General features: G+C 32.3%; 15 protein-coding genes. 1 reads left to right on the forward strand and 14 read right to left on the reverse strand.

What is annotated here, in order from left to right:
• Positions 1–71: 71 nt before the first annotated feature.
• Positions 72–1,505, forward strand: a complete 1,434-nt coding sequence (locus tag LL038_RS07045) for a glutamate synthase subunit beta (protein ID WP_216121289.1) — start codon at positions 72–74, stop codon at positions 1,503–1,505.
• 279 nt (positions 1,506–1,784) lie between these two features.
• Here the strand turns inward: LL038_RS07045 and LL038_RS07050 are convergent, their stop codons facing one another.
• From LL038_RS07050 to LL038_RS07115, 14 genes are all read right to left on the reverse strand, one after another.
• Complete coding sequence (locus LL038_RS07050; RefSeq protein ID WP_216121287.1) at positions 1,785–3,803, reverse strand: alpha-amylase family glycosyl hydrolase; 2,019 nt, start codon at positions 3,801–3,803, stop codon at positions 1,785–1,787.
• 169 nt (positions 3,804–3,972) lie between these two features.
• Complete coding sequence (locus LL038_RS07055) at positions 3,973–5,205, reverse strand: O-acetylhomoserine aminocarboxypropyltransferase/cysteine synthase family protein (protein WP_216121285.1); 1,233 nt, start codon at positions 5,203–5,205, stop codon at positions 3,973–3,975.
• 16 nt (positions 5,206–5,221) lie between these two features.
• Positions 5,222–7,522 carry a sulfurtransferase TusA family protein gene (locus LL038_RS07060; protein ID WP_216121282.1) on the reverse strand — a complete coding sequence of 767 codons (2,301 nt, stop codon included), beginning with the start codon at positions 7,520–7,522 and terminating at the stop codon, positions 5,222–5,224.
• Between the two features lie 61 nt (positions 7,523–7,583).
• On the reverse strand, positions 7,584–7,991 hold the full coding sequence (locus tag LL038_RS07065; RefSeq protein ID WP_216121280.1) for a M67 family metallopeptidase: 408 nt from the start codon (positions 7,989–7,991) through the stop codon (positions 7,584–7,586).
• A gap of 5 nt (positions 7,992–7,996) precedes the next feature.
• Positions 7,997–8,827, reverse strand: a complete 831-nt coding sequence (locus tag LL038_RS07070) for a HesA/MoeB/ThiF family protein (RefSeq protein WP_216121278.1) — start codon at positions 8,825–8,827, stop codon at positions 7,997–7,999.
• Positions 8,817–9,140: a sulfur carrier protein ThiS gene (thiS, locus tag LL038_RS07075; RefSeq protein ID WP_418921886.1), complete on the reverse strand. Its 324-nt coding sequence runs from the start codon at positions 9,138–9,140 to the stop codon at positions 8,817–8,819. The genes LL038_RS07070 and thiS overlap by 11 nt, the downstream gene beginning before the upstream one ends.
• 370 nt (positions 9,141–9,510) lie before the next feature.
• Positions 9,511–10,422: a PLP-dependent cysteine synthase family protein gene (locus tag LL038_RS07080; protein WP_216121275.1), complete on the reverse strand. Its 912-nt coding sequence runs from the start codon at positions 10,420–10,422 to the stop codon at positions 9,511–9,513.
• A complete protein-coding gene (locus tag LL038_RS07085; RefSeq protein ID WP_216121274.1) occupies positions 10,406–11,056 on the reverse strand; it encodes a class I SAM-dependent methyltransferase in 651 nt (216 codons plus the stop codon). The genes LL038_RS07080 and LL038_RS07085 overlap by 17 nt, the downstream gene beginning before the upstream one ends.
• Positions 11,057–11,206: 150 nt before the next feature.
• Positions 11,207–12,283, reverse strand: coding sequence for a uroporphyrinogen decarboxylase family protein (locus LL038_RS07090; protein WP_216121272.1), 1,077 nt, complete (start codon positions 12,281–12,283; stop codon positions 11,207–11,209).
• A gap of 22 nt (positions 12,284–12,305) precedes the next feature.
• On the reverse strand, positions 12,306–13,976 hold the full coding sequence (locus tag LL038_RS07095) for an ASKHA domain-containing protein (protein ID WP_216121270.1): 1,671 nt from the start codon (positions 13,974–13,976) through the stop codon (positions 12,306–12,308).
• Positions 13,977–13,979: 3 nt separating this feature from the next.
• Complete coding sequence (locus tag LL038_RS07100) at positions 13,980–15,002, reverse strand: uroporphyrinogen decarboxylase family protein (protein ID WP_216121267.1); 1,023 nt, start codon at positions 15,000–15,002, stop codon at positions 13,980–13,982.
• A gap of 41 nt (positions 15,003–15,043) precedes the next feature.
• On the reverse strand, positions 15,044–15,703 hold the full coding sequence (locus LL038_RS07105; RefSeq protein ID WP_216121265.1) for a DUF1638 domain-containing protein: 660 nt from the start codon (positions 15,701–15,703) through the stop codon (positions 15,044–15,046).
• 31 nt (positions 15,704–15,734) lie between these two features.
• A complete protein-coding gene (locus LL038_RS07110; protein ID WP_216121263.1) occupies positions 15,735–16,700 on the reverse strand; it encodes a CobW family GTP-binding protein in 966 nt (321 codons plus the stop codon).
• Positions 16,690–17,757, reverse strand: coding sequence for a uroporphyrinogen decarboxylase family protein (locus LL038_RS07115; protein ID WP_216121261.1), 1,068 nt, complete (start codon positions 17,755–17,757; stop codon positions 16,690–16,692). Before LL038_RS07115 ends, LL038_RS07110 begins: the two co-directional genes overlap by 11 nt.
• Between the last annotated feature and the right edge of the window lie 20 nt (positions 17,758–17,777).

Consider the following 17,777-nt stretch of genomic DNA (forward strand, 5'->3'; position numbering starts at 1 on the left):
TAAGAAGATATAAGACTGTTCTCTCAAATTTTGAGAACAGTTTATACTTTTCAATTTTGGAGGTGTTAAATTTGGGAAAATTGCAAGGTTTCAGAGAATTCAAAAGAGAAACTGCAAAAAAACGCCCTGTTAAAGATAGAGTTAAGGACTCTAAAGAATTATTCATAAAATTTCCAGTTGATAAATTACGTCAGCAAGGTGCAAGGTGCATGGAGTGTGGTGTCCCTTTTTGTAACTGGGGCTGCCCACTTGGGAACTTAATTCCAGATTGGAATGACATGGTATATAAAGAGAAATGGGAAAAAGCATATGACAGATTAACTCTTACAAATAACTTTCCAGAATTCACCGGCAGAATTTGCCCTGCCCCTTGTGAAGGTTCATGTACATTAGGTGTTAATAGAGACCCCATTGCAATAAAGGAAATAGAATTAAATATTATAGAAAAAGCATTTGAAGAAGGATGGACAAACCCACAAGAACCTAGAGTAAGAACGGGTAAAAAGGTTGCTGTAATTGGTTCAGGTCCATCAGGTCTTGCAGCTGCTGCTGAACTTAATTCTGTGGGACATGATGTAACTGTATTCGAGAGGGACGACGAAATAGGCGGACTTTTAAGGTATGGTATACCAGACTTTAAATTAGATAAAAGTATAGTTGAAAGACGTGTTAATTTTATGAAAGAAGAAGGCGTTAACTTTAAAACTAACGTAAATGTTGGCGTAGATTATAGTGCGAAAGATCTTTTAGCGCAGTTTGATGCTGTAGCTTTAACCGGTGGAAGTACAATACCTCGTGATTTGAAAGTTGAAGGACGCAATCTTAAAGGTGTACACTTTGCCATGGATTATCTAAAACAACAAAATAGAAGAGTTTCAGGCAAAGAAATAGAAACTACCGAAATAAATGCTAAAGACAAAGTAGTACTAGTTCTAGGTGGTGGTGATACAGGTTCTGATTGCATTGGAACAGCTATTAGGCAAGGAGCTAAAAGCGTATATCAGTATGAGATTATGCCAAAACCTCCGGTTGATCGTGATGATTCAATGCCATGGCCAACATATCCTAGAACATTAAAAACTACAACTTCACATGAAGAAGGTTGTAATCGTGATTGGAATGTTACAACAAGAAAATTAACTGGCGAAGATGGGACAGTTAATACTCTCCATGCAACTAGAGTGGAATGGACACATACTGAAAAAGGAATGCAAATGGTTGAAATACCAGGCTCAGAATTTGAGTTAAAAGTTGACCTAGTTATTTTGGCTATGGGTTTCCTTCATCCTCAACACGAAGGATTGCTTACCGATTTGGATTTAGACTTCGACAATCGTGGTAATGTAGTTGTAGATGAAAATTATATGACCAAAACTAAAGGCGTTTTTGCTGCTGGTGACATGAAAAAAGGTCAATCACTAGTTGTTTGGGCAATTTATGAGGGGCGTTTAGTTACTAAAAATATTGATGAATACTTAATGGGAGAAACTTCGTTAAGAGGATAAAAAACAACTAAGAGTGCGTGGACTATGAAATTTCTCCTGCGTGACTCCAAATAAGAGCTTAAAACGTGAAAATCCATCAATTAATTCTAATCTTTTGCCAATATAAATTTCTCTAGCACTCACATTCGGCTTACAGCCGGTTCGCTAGCCTTCCTTACAGAAGGCTCACGTGAGTTTTATATTGGCAAAAGAAGAATTACTAAATGGATTTTCAATGTTTCTGCTCTTCTTATTTGGAGTCACTTCCGGAGAAACTTCCTAGGACTGCACTATTTATTTTCACACTTTCTTTAATACTAGCACTGTTCTGCTTGGCATATTTATTATAACCCCCATATTACCTATTTTTTGTTTTAATGCCTCAGTATGATAAATGTAGTCCGTTGAAATTCTGCTTTGTCCACCAAACATATCCTCATCACTATTAAAAACAACCTTGTAATCACCATTTTCAGAGGTTGGAAGCTCATATTTTGGGAAAGAGTGCGATGGATTAAAATTAAATAGAAACACGAGTCCTCCTTTTCTGAATGCAATCAATTTAAGCTTCTCATCAGTCCAAAGATTTTGTAAATCAGTAGCACTTAAAACATTATAATGTTTTATAAAATTTATCATTTCTCTATCAAAATTTGATAAATAGTCATATTTAAGATCCTTGTTTTCCATAAGACTCCATTGTCTTCTTGCATATTTATAACTCCAATTGTTACCTTCTCTTGGAAAATCAATCCATTCTGGATGACCAAATTCATTCCCCATAAAATTCAAATAACCCTCTCCACCTAAAGTTATAGTAATAAATTTAATAAGCTTATCAATTTCTATTGCACGATTTATTATTAAGTTATCATCATCTTTAAGCATATGAGAATACATTTCCTTACCGGCCAACCTAAACATTAATGTTTTATCACCTACAAGGGCCTGATCATGTGATTCAGAATAACCTATATTTTTCTCCATAGGCCTTCTACTAGTTAATTCATACCATAATTGATTCATACTCCATTCTTCATCAGGTAACTCTTTTAGTGTTTTTACCCAAAGATCAGGTACCCCCATAGATAAGCGATAATCAAAACCCAGACCACCAAAGCTTACCGGTATACACATTCCTGGCATTCCACTCATATCCTCAGCTATTGTTATCGCTGTAGGATTAACTTCCCTAATTAAATCATTTGCAAATTGAAGGTATGTAATTGCCTCTATATCCGTCTCCATGCTAAAGTATTTACTGTAATCTGTAAATGCTACTCCTAATCCTTGGTGATGATATAACATGGATGACACACCGTCAAATCGATAACCATCAAAATGGTATTCTTCTAGCCAAAACTTAATATTTGATAAAAGAAAATGAATAACCTCTGGTTTTCCGTAATTAAATAGCTTTGTGCCCCAAGCTGGATGATTTCCTTTAACACCAGTATGAAAGAATTGATAATCAGTTCCGTCAAACTCATTAATACCCTCAGCTATATTTTTAATTGAATGAGAATGTACTAAATCAAGTAACACTGCAATTCCCATTTGGTGAGCAGTATTAATTAATTTTTTTAAATCCTCTGGGGTACCAAACCATGATGCAACGGCGTAAAAATTAGATACTTGATAACCAAAAGAGGCATAATAAGGATGTTGCATAATTGCCATAAGTTGCAACGTATTATAACCATCAGCCTTTATTCTTGGAAGTATATTTTCTGTAAATTCATTAAAAGTACCAATGCCATCTTTTTCCTGTGCCATGCCTACATGAGCCTCGTATATAAATAATGTTTCCTCACTTTTAATATGAAATTCGCTATCCTTCCACTTGAAATCATGATCTGGCTGCCAAATTTGTCCTACAAAATCATGCGTAATAGTATTCTGCACTGTTCTCTTAATATAAAGTGGAATTCTATCTCTTGATATTCCTTTAGCTACTACCCTTACCTTAACGCATGACATATGCTTAAGAGATTGTACTCCTGGTAAGAAAATTTCCCAATTTCCATTTTCTGTTTTTTGCATTGGATGTGTATGTGGATCCCAATAATTAAAGTCACCAATCAAATAAAGAGCATCAGCGTTAGGGGCCCATTCTCTATAAATCCATCCTCCATCTATTAAATGAAAGCCATAATATAATCCACCATTTGCAAAAGATTTAAAGTCTTGATTATAACCTAGTAATTTTTTCTTAGAAGATGTATAAGAATCCATTCTAAGATTAATATCTTTTTCATAAGGCTTAAGGTATGGATCAATATCCATTATTTTAATATGTTCATTTTTATTATCCTCCATAAAAAATCACTTCCTATTCATAATTTTTTATAAACAAAATATATTATCACTGATATATTAAATTCGGATAAATATTGTAAAATCCTTTGTTTTTTGAAAAATAAATAAGAAAACTTAAAAAGAGTAACTTTACATGATATAACATCATGTAAGCTGCTCTTTATAACTATTAGTTAATGGAGTTAATAGCACTCTCAATATCAAATAGTATATCTTCAATATCTTCTATTCCAACAGAAAGCCTTAACAAATCATCAAAAACTCCCATTTGCTCTTTTTCAACATTAGTATTACTAGAACATATTGTTGAGGCAGGATGAATAATTAAGGTTTTAGTATCACCAATATTTGTAATATTAACGATCATTTTTAAATTATTAATAAATTTAAAAGCATTCTCCTTGCTCCCAAGCCTAAAAGTTAAAACTCCACTAGCTCCATTTTTATAATACTTTTGAGTTATATTATAGTATTTAGAAGTTGGAAGACTCGGATAATTTACTGATGTTACTTTACTATTGTTACTTAAAAATTTTGCTACTGCTAGGGTATTTGAACAATGCTCTCTCATTCTAAGTGACAATGTTTCAATTCCAGTTAGGTTTAAAAAAGCATTAAAAGGTGCAAGAGACGCTCCGATATCTTTTCCGACCGTATTTCTAAGCTTTGCAGTGTAGGCCATTTTCCCAAACTTTTTACTATACTCATTAAAATTTTTATACTTGATATCTTTATATTTACTACTTCCACCATCTACTATGATTCCACCGATAGAATTTGAGGTTCCATTTATATATTTAGAAGTTGAATGAATAACAATATCTGCTCCATATTCAATTGGTCTTATAAGGAATGGAGTTGTTATAGTTGAATCTACAATAAAAATAACATTATGTTTATTACAAACCTTAGCTACTTCCTCTATATCCAATACATCTAGCTTTGGATTACCTAATGTTTCTCCAAATACAATTTTTGTATTTTTATTTATAACATCTTCTAAACTCTCTTCATCTAAATTTTCTAAAAACTTAACATTTATACCATAACTTTTTAGATTTTTAAGAAGTGCATAAGTTCCCCCAAAAAGGCCACTAGATGCTATTATTTCGTCTCCACACTCAACAATATTCATTATTGCAAGATATATAGCACTCATACCAGAGGCAGTAGCAGTAGCTGTGAGGCCTACCTCGATACTTGCAATTCTTCTTTCAAACGAAGTAACCGTAGGGTTTGAAATTCTAGTGTACGCATATCCCATACTTGTACCCTTCATTATGCCCTCTAACTTCTCTGCCGTATTATGAGCAAATGCATTTGATAAATGTAGTGGCGTATTAGTTGCTCCTGTTTCATCAGTTTTTAGATTCCCATGTATTAATTTAGTGTTGAATTTCATATTTACACCTCTGAAGTTATTTTTTCTCAACTACAAGTAAATTGTAGCCTTCATAATTATTATCTATTAATATTATCTTGTTACCTTCTTTTGAAACACTTAATGGAACATTTTTTATAGGATCACCATCGTCTAAATAAAAACCTCTTTTTTCACCAGACTTTATTTTAGATAGTTGAATTTTAACTTTTACAAAATTCATTGGACATGTAACTCCTCTAAAATCAATAACTTCATAATCTTTACTTATTTGTGATTCCTCTGACACGTTAATTGATACTTCCTTTGGGAGTGTTATTTCTAATTGTCCATTTAAAGATTCATACATTTCTTTTACCTTGTTATAAAGATATTCAACCTCAACTGCTTTACTTGTTATGTCAAGTATATCGCCAAGTTTATAATCAAGAAGCGTATCGAAAAGCTCTACAACAGATTTGCTAACAAAACCAGTTTCAACAAAATTTATATTAAATTGTTTGAATATCTCTCTATCCTTTGCTGTATCTATGCCCTTTAATACTAAAAGAGTTCTCGCAGATGACACCGCAGCCTCGTACAAATCTTGCGATTTTTTACTTGATTTATACTTTAAAAGAGAACTTTCTGCATTTGATAAATCAAGTTTTATAACATCAAATACCCCTGTACTACACTCACCAGGTCCACGTCCTTCAATAGAAAATTTTTCACTTGCTCCAAAGTCATAATAAAGGTCAGGATTTTCTTTAAATGTTTCCAATGCTCCATATTTATTAGTTAACTCTCTTACATCTTTCTGGGTATTATTTAAAAACTCTTCAAAAGACTCATAACCGGATGTTTTTTTTAGCTTAGCAATCTCTGCAAGATACTTTGGTACCTTCTTTGCAGGAATATCACCGTATGATTCTCCGATTTTAGATTGGCCATGCCCAACATTACCACCAAATGATACAGTATACGTAGGCATTAGACCATCTTCTGTTCTTTTTGCTCTCCCACTTAAGCCTATTTTGCCTATTTGGTGACGCCCACAGGAATTAGGACATCCCGATATAAAGATTCTAGGAAGTGATGCTTTAATTTCATCAGTATTTTCACTAAATTCTTCCTTTATAGCTTGCAACAGATTTTGTGATAAACACAGTCCTAATTGACAAGTTGATGCTCCAACGCAAGTTACTGAATTATATATGTTAAAATTTGATGAAAATGGTGCTATTATTTTTAATAATGTTTTAGCATCGTTATCTTTTAAATCTCTCACAAAAAAACTTTGAGTATTGGAAAGCCTTATAGATATTTTATAATCCAATTTATTAACAAAATCTAATATTTCTTGAAGGTTTACCGCTTCTAAATTTCCTCCTTGAGGATGCACATAAACAGAAGTATATCCAACTTGTTTTTGAGGGAATAAAACATTTTCATATGCCTTATCAATTTCAGAACCTTCAGCAATTTGATCATATTTTTCATCTATGACATCATCTATTATTAAAACAAGATTTCTATCCTCCTTTATTCTTTTTAGTTCTTCATTAAACCTTAGTTTGAATTTTTCTTCACCTAATCTTTCAACAATATACCTTATTCTTGCTTTATGTTTATTACTTCTATCCCCTTCTTTTTCAAAGAGTTCCTTCATAGCCTGAACATAATACAAAACATCTTTTGCATTAATAAAATCCTCAAGTTTTAGTGATACTTTTGGATTTCCTCCAAAACCTCCACCACCATAAACCTCAAACCCTTTAGCTCCATCAACTATCCTTGCTATAAATCCCAAATCAGATATTGTAGCGTTTCCAGTGTCGCCGAGAGTATTTGAAAAACCTATTTTATATTTTCTTGGAAGATTCATAGTAGTAGGGTCTTTAAGCAAATAATTAGTAACTTCACCCATATAACTAGTTACGTCAAATACATCATTTATAGACACTCCAGAAAGAGGAGAACACTCAACATTTCTTACTGTATTACCACCCGTTCCCTTAGTAATTATACCTACTTCTATAAGCTCCTTCATAATACTATATACATCTGTTAATTCAACACTTTGAAACTGAATATCCTGCCTAGAAGTAAAACGCAATAAACCTTTTGCATATTTTTTTGAGATATCACTTATCTGCTTAAATTGTTCTAGTGTAATTACTCCACCAGGAATCCTAGTCCTTACCATATAAGTATCTGAAGTTCTTTGTTCATAAACTCCCATAGAAACTCTAAATGCTTTAAATCTAGTAGGATCAAGTATGCCATTCATATATAAATCTGCTTTTTCTTTGAAATCCTCTATGACCTTGTAACTTTCTTCTGTAATATTAATCATCCTAAATCACTTCCCTTTGTATTAATAAAAACATTTGTATATTAAAATCTAAATTAATATATTAAATAATTTGATACTCAAGTTTAAGAACGCCATCTTTATTTATCTTAAACAAGTTAAATACTGGCTCTTCTTTTTCAAGTGATAAAATGCCATATATTATCTTTGGATCATAAGCCAGCCTTATATCTTCTTCTGAAGGCCTTGAGGGAGTAAATGGATGGGAATGATAGTTTCCAATGAATAACATATCATGACCTCTAATAATTTTTATTGTATTAAATTGTTCCTTAGGATCCATTGAAAAATGCTCACTACTTTTATCTAAATTTGTAAGTGGATATGACTTTTTCACATCAATTATACCTTCGCTTTTAGTTCCTGATAAAAAGCCACAACATTCATTAGGGAACTCCTCTTTTGCCTGATTTATTATTTTATCTATCGTAAGTTTATCAATATATATCATATTAATCACCCATTCAACTTTCCTGTTTTTAAATCACAAGATGGATTTGCATAGTCTATTAAAGCTGTTATAGTAGGATGATCCCCACAAACTCCACATCTTTTATTATGATTTATTTTTATTTTCTTAAATTCCATCTTTAGTCCATCATAAGTTAGTAAATAACCTGCGAGAGTTTGTCCCAGTCCTAGTATATATTTAATAGCCTCTGTTGCTTGGAGTGTTCCCACAACTCCACCCATTACTCCTAGAACGCCAGCTTCTCTACATGTTGGCACCATTCCCTCAGGTGGTGGGGTTTGGAAAATACATCTATAACAAGGCGTATTGTTACCTGGAATATAAGTTGTGAGTTGTCCCTTAAACCTTATTACTCCAGCATGAGAAAATGGTTTTTTAGCAAGTACACAGGCATCATTTATTAAAAATTTTGCAGCAAAATTATCTGTTCCATCTATTATAAAATCATAATCCTGATCTTTTATAATATTTAAAATATTTTCTGATGTAGCAAATTCATTGTAAGTAATGACATTTACATCTGGGTTAAGTTCATTTATTGTTTCTTTTCCAGATTCAACTTTAAGTTGCCCCACATTCTTAGTTTGGTGTATAATTTGCCTCTGAAGATTTGATAAATCAACAACATCACCATCTACAAGTCCTATTGTACCTATTCCTGCAGCTGCCAAATACATAGCAGCTGGTGCGCCAAGACCTCCTGTTCCAATAATAAGAACTTTTGAATTTAGTAATTTTTCTTGTCCTTCAACTCCAACCTCAGACAATAATATATGTCTTGAATATCTTTCTATTTGCTCTTCACTAAATTCCAAGACTTCCACCTCCCATAAAATATAAAACTTCTATTTCGTCATTTTCTTTTAATACAGTTTTCACAAATTGATCTCTATCCACAAATTCACCATTTAATTGAACTGAGACCATATCTGGCATTTCCACATCTTCAATTTTTAGCATTTCAGTAACATTAACACCATCTTTAATATTTTTTGCTTCGCCATTTACTTTGATATTCATATTTATTCCTCCAATATTTTCAAGATTTATTTTAATTTCTCTTGTAATAGCAGTAGTTTTTGTTAAATTCATTTCAAAACAAAGACTCATAATTTGCAATATTCGCACTTTATCTCTCATACCAAACCTGTATGTTTAATTAATAATATTACATTAGTAAAAACATGTCAATGTTTTTTATGTTTAAGCACATATATTATCTATACTTTATTTATTTTTGAATATAATATATTTTTGCTATTTCTTGATTTTGTTAGTATTATTCATTAATTTAAAATAGGTTTACATTTTAGAGTTAGTTTACATAATCATTGATATGTAAACTAACTTATATTCTTCTAGCCAAAATAATTTTATTTATACTGCCCTATTGATATTTCGCCAAAAAAAATTATGCAGCAAAGGTGTTAGCTTTGCTGCATAATTTAAAATATTATTTTCTACCTTTTGACTACTAAATTATAAATAATAACAAGTATTAATCATAAATGTTTTTGCTAAAATATCTATCCCCTCTGTCAGGCAATATTATAACAATGTTTCCCTTATCAATAGTTTCTGCAAGTTTTATTGCAGCCGCTATTGCAGCTCCAGAAGAACTTCCTACAAATAATCCTTCACGAACAGCAATTAGCTTTACCTTATCTTTAGCCTCATCATCAGTAATTTTAATAACACTTTCAACTAGGTTCAAATCCATAGTGGTTGGAACAAAATTATTTCCTATCCCTTCTATATCATAACAATGTTCCTCTCCACCACCTATGGTTGATCCATCCGGATCTACTAATATACCCTTTATATTTTCATTCTTTTCCTTTAGATATTTCATAACACCACTAAATGTTCCACCACTTCCTGCTCCTGCAAGAAAATAATCAATTTGACCTTCTAATGCATTATATATTTCTGGTCCTGTAGTCTCATAATGTGCTTTTGGATTAGCATCATTTTCAAACTGTTGTAATGAAATAGAATTAGGGATTTCATCCAATAGTTCTTTCGCTTTATTGATGGCACCTAACATGCCATCTTCCCTTGGTGTATTAACAATAGTTGCACCTAATGCTCTCATCAAAGTTAACTTTTCTACTGAAAACTTCTCTGGAACAACAAATATTATATTATATCCTTTGTTTATTGCTGCAAGTGCCACACCTATTCCAGTATTTCCTGCGGTAGCTTCAACAATTGTATATCCCACTTTAAGGATGCCCCTGTCTTCTGCATCCTTAATCATGTAAACTCCAACTCTATCTTTTACGCTACCACCTGGGTTCTCACCCTCAAGTTTTGCGAAAATATTCACCCCTTCTTTTAATCCTAAATTATTTAATTTTATGAGTGGTGTATTTCCTATATTCTCGAGTACACTATTTATATACTTCACTATTTAGTCCTCCCTTATTTGCTACTGCAATAAAAATGCCAGTCTGTGTAAATTCTCCTTTGCTAGAATAGCCTTTACATAATAAATCTGTATTCTCAATATTAACAAGATTAAAACCAGCAGATGTTAACCACTCTTCCATCTGATTATTTGAAAACCCAAGCCATTCGTCAAACATCTCAGTCTTTGCCCATTCGCCACTATGCTCTTGTACATCTGATATTATTAAAGTTCCATCTTTTTTTATTATTCTAAACATTTCCTCTATTGCTTTTTTAGCATCCTTAACATGATGAAGTGCCATATTAATAAAAACCACATCTACAGATTCATCAAACAAAGCCAAGTTGTCTATGGATGATTTTATTGGATACACATTATCAAATTTTTTAGTCTCCATTAATTTTCTTGTTTCTACTAACATATTTACAGATTGATCTATAGAAAATACAATACTTGCATCTAATGCCAGTGCTAATGATAAAAATCCAGTTCCACATCCAAGATCAGCCACAACCTTGTCTTTAATATTTACTTTAGATAAAACCTTGTACTTTAATCTCTCATCAAAATACTCACTTCTTATTACATTCCAACTTTGTGCTATTTCGTTAAAATAATCTACTGATCCCATAATATTACCCCCATATATCTATTTCAAGTTAAATCCAACAGTATTCATATCGGATTAGTTTTATTTCTATTATATGCCATCTATTGTCTTTGTCAACTCTTCTTTTAAATATTTATATTTTGATTTATTAAGGGATAATCAATAATTATTCTAGCTAAATAGTGATGGTTCATATGGATACTTACCATATTTTATTGCCGCTTTCCGTAGTGCATAAATGTTTTCAGGAGGCGTATCAATTGGGAATCCACATCCCAAAGCAAGTACATATCCTTTAGGATTATCATATGCCTTTTTAAGGCACTCCTTAACATCTTTTTCCACATCAATTGGTCCTCCTAAATACATAGTTGCTGTAGGTTTTACATTACCAATTAGTGTTACCCTATCTCCTACTGTTTTTTTTGCTTCTTCCAAATCTATAACATCATCAAGGCTTAAAGATCCCACACCTGTATCTGCCATTAAAGTCCAAATTTTTTTAGTATTCCCACAAATATGAAGATAAGGTGATCCTTTACCTAACATTTTAATAAGATCAACTATTTCTGTTAAGTATGGAAGCGCAAACTTTTGAAACAAATCTTTACTTATTAAAGTACCTGATGCAGACGGTTCAGCTATTCCTATATCTACATCAAATTTTGCGGCTTCCTTTATAAATGCTATTGTTGTATCAGTTACAAGACGAAGAACTCTATGAATATAATCCGGATTTTTTCTTGTATCACGCAATAATTTTTCTATACTCATAAGATTTCCTGCTGTTGTAAATGGCCCAGGTACTTCTACTGAAACCGGTATTTCCTTTGCAAATTTATCTACAAGTCTTTTCGTGGTTTCTAAAACAAATGGAAATCTACCTGCTTTTGCTGGATCAGGTACACTTAGCTTTTCTAAATCTAAAACATCTTTTATAGCATATTCACTAACATAAGGCGCCCCATGATCTGGAAAAATAAGTTTGCTTCCTAATGCCTCAGCAATCCCTGCAAGTCCAGGTGAAACACCCGTAGACTCTATACCATATTTTTCATTTGCGGCTATCTGTCCCTCTATAAACTTGTCAGATGAAAAGTTTAGATCTGACACTTTGACACCTATTATAGTTGCTGCATGATCACCTATAAAAATATTACATGGGACTCTGTCAAATGGTCTACCACTAATCATGGCTTCAATTCTTTCCTTTGGTGTCATTTCATCTTTTAACAAAATTTCATTCATATTTTATTTTCTCCTTACTTTTTTAGAAAGATAAACTTTTAACAAAAATCTTATCAAAATTCTCACCATTTGATAATTCAACAACTTCAATGTCCTTTACAACTTTCTCCATTTCAGTTCTATATTCTTTATTTAATAAAAACGCATGACCGCCAGATTTAGATGTATTTCCAACAAAATCTATCTTACCTTCAAACTCTTTTGGCAATAGTCCAATGTTTGTAAGACTTTTTGATCTTAGATGATATCCAAATGAGCCAGCTATTTGTATTTTATCAACTTCGCTTGCCTCTACATTTTTGCTTAACATAAGAAATTCAATTCCCGATCTTACTGCACCTTTTGCAAGTTGAACTTGTCTTATATCCTTTTGAGTAAGAAATATTCCCTCTGCTATTTTAAAAGCATTTTTACCATCTAATTTTACTAATCTTTCTTTTAGAACTTCTGGTAAATTAGAATTTTCTATGGAAACAAATCTACCACTTTTGCCAATAACTTTGTTTGCAACTAACTCCCCCACAATATCAAAAAGACCACTACCACAAATACCAATTGGGTCTCCATTTTCAATAGTTTTGATTTCTATTAAGCCATCCTCTTCTATATTGAAATATTCTATAGCACCTCTTTGCGCTCTCATACCATAAGTTATATTCATGCCTTCAAAAGCTGGCCCTGCCGCAGTAGATGTTGATGATAGTTTACCCTCCCTTGCTATTACCATTTCACCATTTGTCCCTATGTCAACAAATAATGTGGTGCCTTTTCTATCCTGAAGCCTTGTTGCTAATATACCAGATGTTATATCTGGGCCTACGTATGATGAAATTATAGGAGGTAAATAAATTAATCCATTACTTGAAATATTTAATTTATGATCCTTCGAAGTTAAATAACTTCCGCCTCTTATTACTGGAGTATACGGGTATTTACCTAAAGAATAAGGATTAATATTAGCTGCAAGATGAATCATACATGTATTACCACTAAAAATCACTTCATATATATACTTATTATCTATCCCTGTTTCTTTAGCATTTTTTTCAATCATACCATTAAGTTCTTTGGTTATTGAAGAATACATTATATTAAGTCCTTTTTCATCAGACGCAAATTTTATTCTAGATAAAACATCTTGAGCATAAATACTTTGTGGATTTAATGCTGAAACTGAATTAATCTCTTCACCTGTATTAATATTAACTAATGTTGCTACTAAAGTTGTAGTTCCTATATCCACAACTACGCCGTAAATTAATGCTGTAGTATCCCCCTCCTCTTCACCTATTATTTCATCTCCTGCATACACATTCGTCTTTCCATTATCTTTATATTCTTTTCTAATAAAACTGTCTAATTCTATATCGAAACTTTCACCATGATTTAATATCTGTAGCGTCTTATTTGAATTTTTAGATATTATTTCTACATTTATATCTGCCATTACCCTAGCTCCGCAAGCTAATACAAAACCTTGAACTTTCTCTTTCTCTGACAACTGATGGTTTCCATCTTGAATTATATCCTTTAAGTTACTTAGTTCAACTTTTACCTTGCATTTACCACATACCCCCACTGCATTACATGGTGATTCTATAACGATTCCTACCTTTCTTGCTGCTGTAAGTATTGTAGTTCCTTTTTCCACAATAACTGACTTATTATTTGCAATAAAGTTTACTTTTACCATGAACTAATACCCCTTCACTATTTTTGTCATAGATTCTATATTTTTTAATGGTGTAGATGTACTAAGTCCACAAGCTGGTGATATAATGTTAATTCCATCATTTACAAGTCTTGCTGTTTGATTTGCAATTTTTTCTTCATCTCCAAATTCTAAAAGATATGTGCTTACATTTCCCATTGTAGTAAGTCCTTGATATTCGTCTTTAAGTATTTTTAAATTGATAGACGAATCAGTACTTATGGCATCAGATTTAATTTTAGGTATATATTTTTTTACTGCACTCATTTTTCCACATATATGAACAATTACGGGTGTATTCATAGCATGCACCGCATTAATAATTTTATTTAAATATCTAACTGCATATTCATCAAACATCTTTGGCCCTAATATCTCCCCCGTTGCAGTAGGATCCGCAATAGAAATTACATTTGCTCCATTTTCTATCATTAATTTTGCGAGTTCTATAATGTGATTACTTACATAATCAATAACACCATGAGCAATACTCGGATTTTTTCTTAATTCTTTTAAGAAAGAAATAGGATCTACCAAAGAAGCTGCTGTACTAATAGGACCTGTTAGACTTCCGATTACAGGAACATCAGGGTATTTTTCAGACAATGTATAAGTAGCATCAATTATTGAATTAACTCTTTTATTTTTCTCCATTGCCCCTAATTCTTTAAATACTACATCAGATGCTGTAGCAAATACTTCTTTTTGTATTTTGGGTTCACAAAAAAGATTTCCATAATTTATTTCACTTCCTAGAACCTCCGCTTCAACGGTCATACAAAATGGTATCCCAAAATTTTCAAAGCCTGTATTCTGATGTACATCGTTTGCGATCTCTACCATTATCCTGCTGTCGTGGTGACCTTGTGGAAGTTTATGACCTGTTTTATTCATTACCTCAACAATGGCAGAATTCATCATCCCACCCGGACAAATTATAGGTGGTCTATCTACTGTTTGCTTTTTAAATGTGCGTTGTATTCTCTCTTTTGGAGTTAGATCATTCATAAAAACAATTCTCCTTTTGCATTATATATTAATAATAATTTTTAATGTATCCCAAAGTCTTCTTCTGTAAGAATTCCTAGTGGATTTTTGTTTATAAAATTTGTATCATCCCATGGTCCTCTTATAATCTTTTCAATAAAAGAGGTTTTCCCTTGAATTATTTCATGTTCACAACTAATTAATGAAGCTATTTCTTTTGATTGATCTATTACTTCGTCCTCCGATGGATATCCTGTACGAATAAATAGCACCTTTTTATAGCCGTCATACATCCTGTTTAAAACTCTAAAAGCTTTTTTAGATCCAAATTTTTCAAGAATTCGCTTATGATCGGAAAGTATTGATTTTTCTGTGATCATCCAACCACAACTTAGGTAAAAGGTTCCTACCTCTTTTCTAAAATCACATACACATCCTTCACCAGGACTAAGGAATACAGAAATACAATCATGTACTTTGGGTATTGTAAGCTTACAATTGCTTGATTTTAATCCATTTGCAGCTCCACCACACAAACCAAAAGCTAGAATGATTCTGTCATAACCCACAGATCTATCAATAATATTTTGGAGCTCAGTGCCTAGTTTTTGAGGATAAAGATGGTAATCCATAGACACAAACTCAAAGTCCTCATCAGCTAATGGCTTTATTGATAACATCTCTTCTTTCATAACCTCACAAGCTATTACTTTTATCTTCATTCTATATCTCCTTACAAATCACATAACTAAATTAAAAAATATTTATTAAGCTTTCAATGTTTAAGTTAATGCCTATTACACAAATTCGCCCCGTATAATCTGGCATAACCTCCCTTACTTCACATTGTTTTGGTAAATAATCAAACTGGATCCACTTATTCTCATCTACCTGTAGTATTCCTTTCGCTCTCACTATTTTTCCATACAATTTTTCATCTTTCAAATTATTAAATATAAGCTTTAGTTCTTCAAGGTTGTAAACTTTAGGTGTTTCAATTCCCCAACTGCTAAAGATATCCTCTGCCAATACTTTTCTTGCAATTCGAAATTTTGCTTTCACTTTCGCTTTTGGAATTTTAATTATATTTACTTCGTTAAATAATTCTTGTCTACCATTCTTTTCTGAAGCCCTAATAATATTATTCCCACTTAAAACGTCCCAAGGCGTTGTTATAATATTCGCTTTTTTATTCAACGTCTTCATTTTCGAAACTATATTTTGTAATTCCTCATAATTAACACTTTGTGTTCGACTTAGCACTATGGTACTCGCATAGATAATTTGATCCTTGTAAAATTCGCTGAAAAAATCAATAAAATCTTCATACATTGTGACATCAACAACGGTAGTAACCATATTTATAATTACATTATTCTTGATTTCAAATTTTTTTACAATATCAAGTATTTCTGATAACTTTCCCACACCTGATGGTTCAATAATAATTCTTTTTATTTTATTTGAATCAATAATATCTTGAATTGTGTTATTAAAATCATTAAAAGTTGAACAACAAATACATCCCGCATTTATTTCCTTAACCTCAATATTATATTTTTCTAAAAAAATTCCGTCTATACCTATTTCGCCAAACTCATTTTCAATAATGACAACTTTCTTATTATATAAATCTTCATCTATTAATTTTTTTATTAATGTTGTCTTTCCTGCACCAAAAAAGCCAGAAAAAATATCAATTTTTATCTTATCTTCCATATCTTCTTGATGCCTCAACCATCGCAGCTGCACTAAGTAAATTACCATTAGGAGGAAATTCACAACCAGTTGAAAGAATAAACCCCGCATCATTTTTCCTAAATAAGTCAATCTGGCTTTTACAATCTTCTAATACCTCATCAGTAGACATGTTAAGTCCAGTAGTTGCTGGATCTGAGTATCCAATAGTAATGACTTTCTTTCCCCATGTTTTTGCATGTTCCTCCCATGTTTTAGAGCCATGTGCAGGATGTGCTACAGATATTGCTATAGGATTAGACCATTTTATTACCTCTTCAAAATACACTCCATCACCACAATTGTGTATTGATACTGCTGCACCTGCCTCCCTTATCGCATCAGCAATACGTTTAAGATACGGGCCTTCAAACTTCTCCCATGTTTTCTTGCTAAGTACTGTTGACGAAGAATATAATGGATCAATGCACACAGAGTGAGCCCCTGCCTCTACTTGTGCTTTAGCATATTCTACAAGTACATCAGTTATAATATCAACTGCAGCTAGTACCTCTTGCGGATGACGAATAAGATCCGTAAATAAATTTTTATGTCCTCTCATCTGAGATAATACGCCAAGAGGACCATATATGAAACCAAGAATCGCTACTTCATTCCCCTTTGCCTTAGACAGACCTTTTATAATATCAATAACTTGTTTCATACGTTTTGTCTCGCGAGGATTTATTTTTTTAACCTTGTTATATTCATCAGTTGCATTAATTAATTGATTATTAAAATCAGGGTATGCCGTACTATACTTTGGAAAAAGTAATTCTTGTCCAAAATCAGCAGCTTCAACAGAAAGATCTACAAGTAATAGAAATGCATCCTGTCCTATTAGTTCCTGAGCCGCAAGCAGACTTTTAGTTGCTACCTCTGCATCATTAGACCATTTATCATATCTTGTACCCAATACTCTATATGAAGCACCACAAACTAGTGGAACAGCTGCAACTCTGTCTACATCCTTACGTGCAAGCGTTAAAGATACCCGCTCAAGTGAAGTTAGTTCATCTTTTCTTTGTATAAGTGACATATTATTTTCCCCCTATTCTT

The organism is Clostridium estertheticum (assembly GCF_026650985.1).
GTDB lineage: Bacteria > Bacillota > Clostridia > Clostridiales > Clostridiaceae > Clostridium_AD > Clostridium_AD estertheticum_C.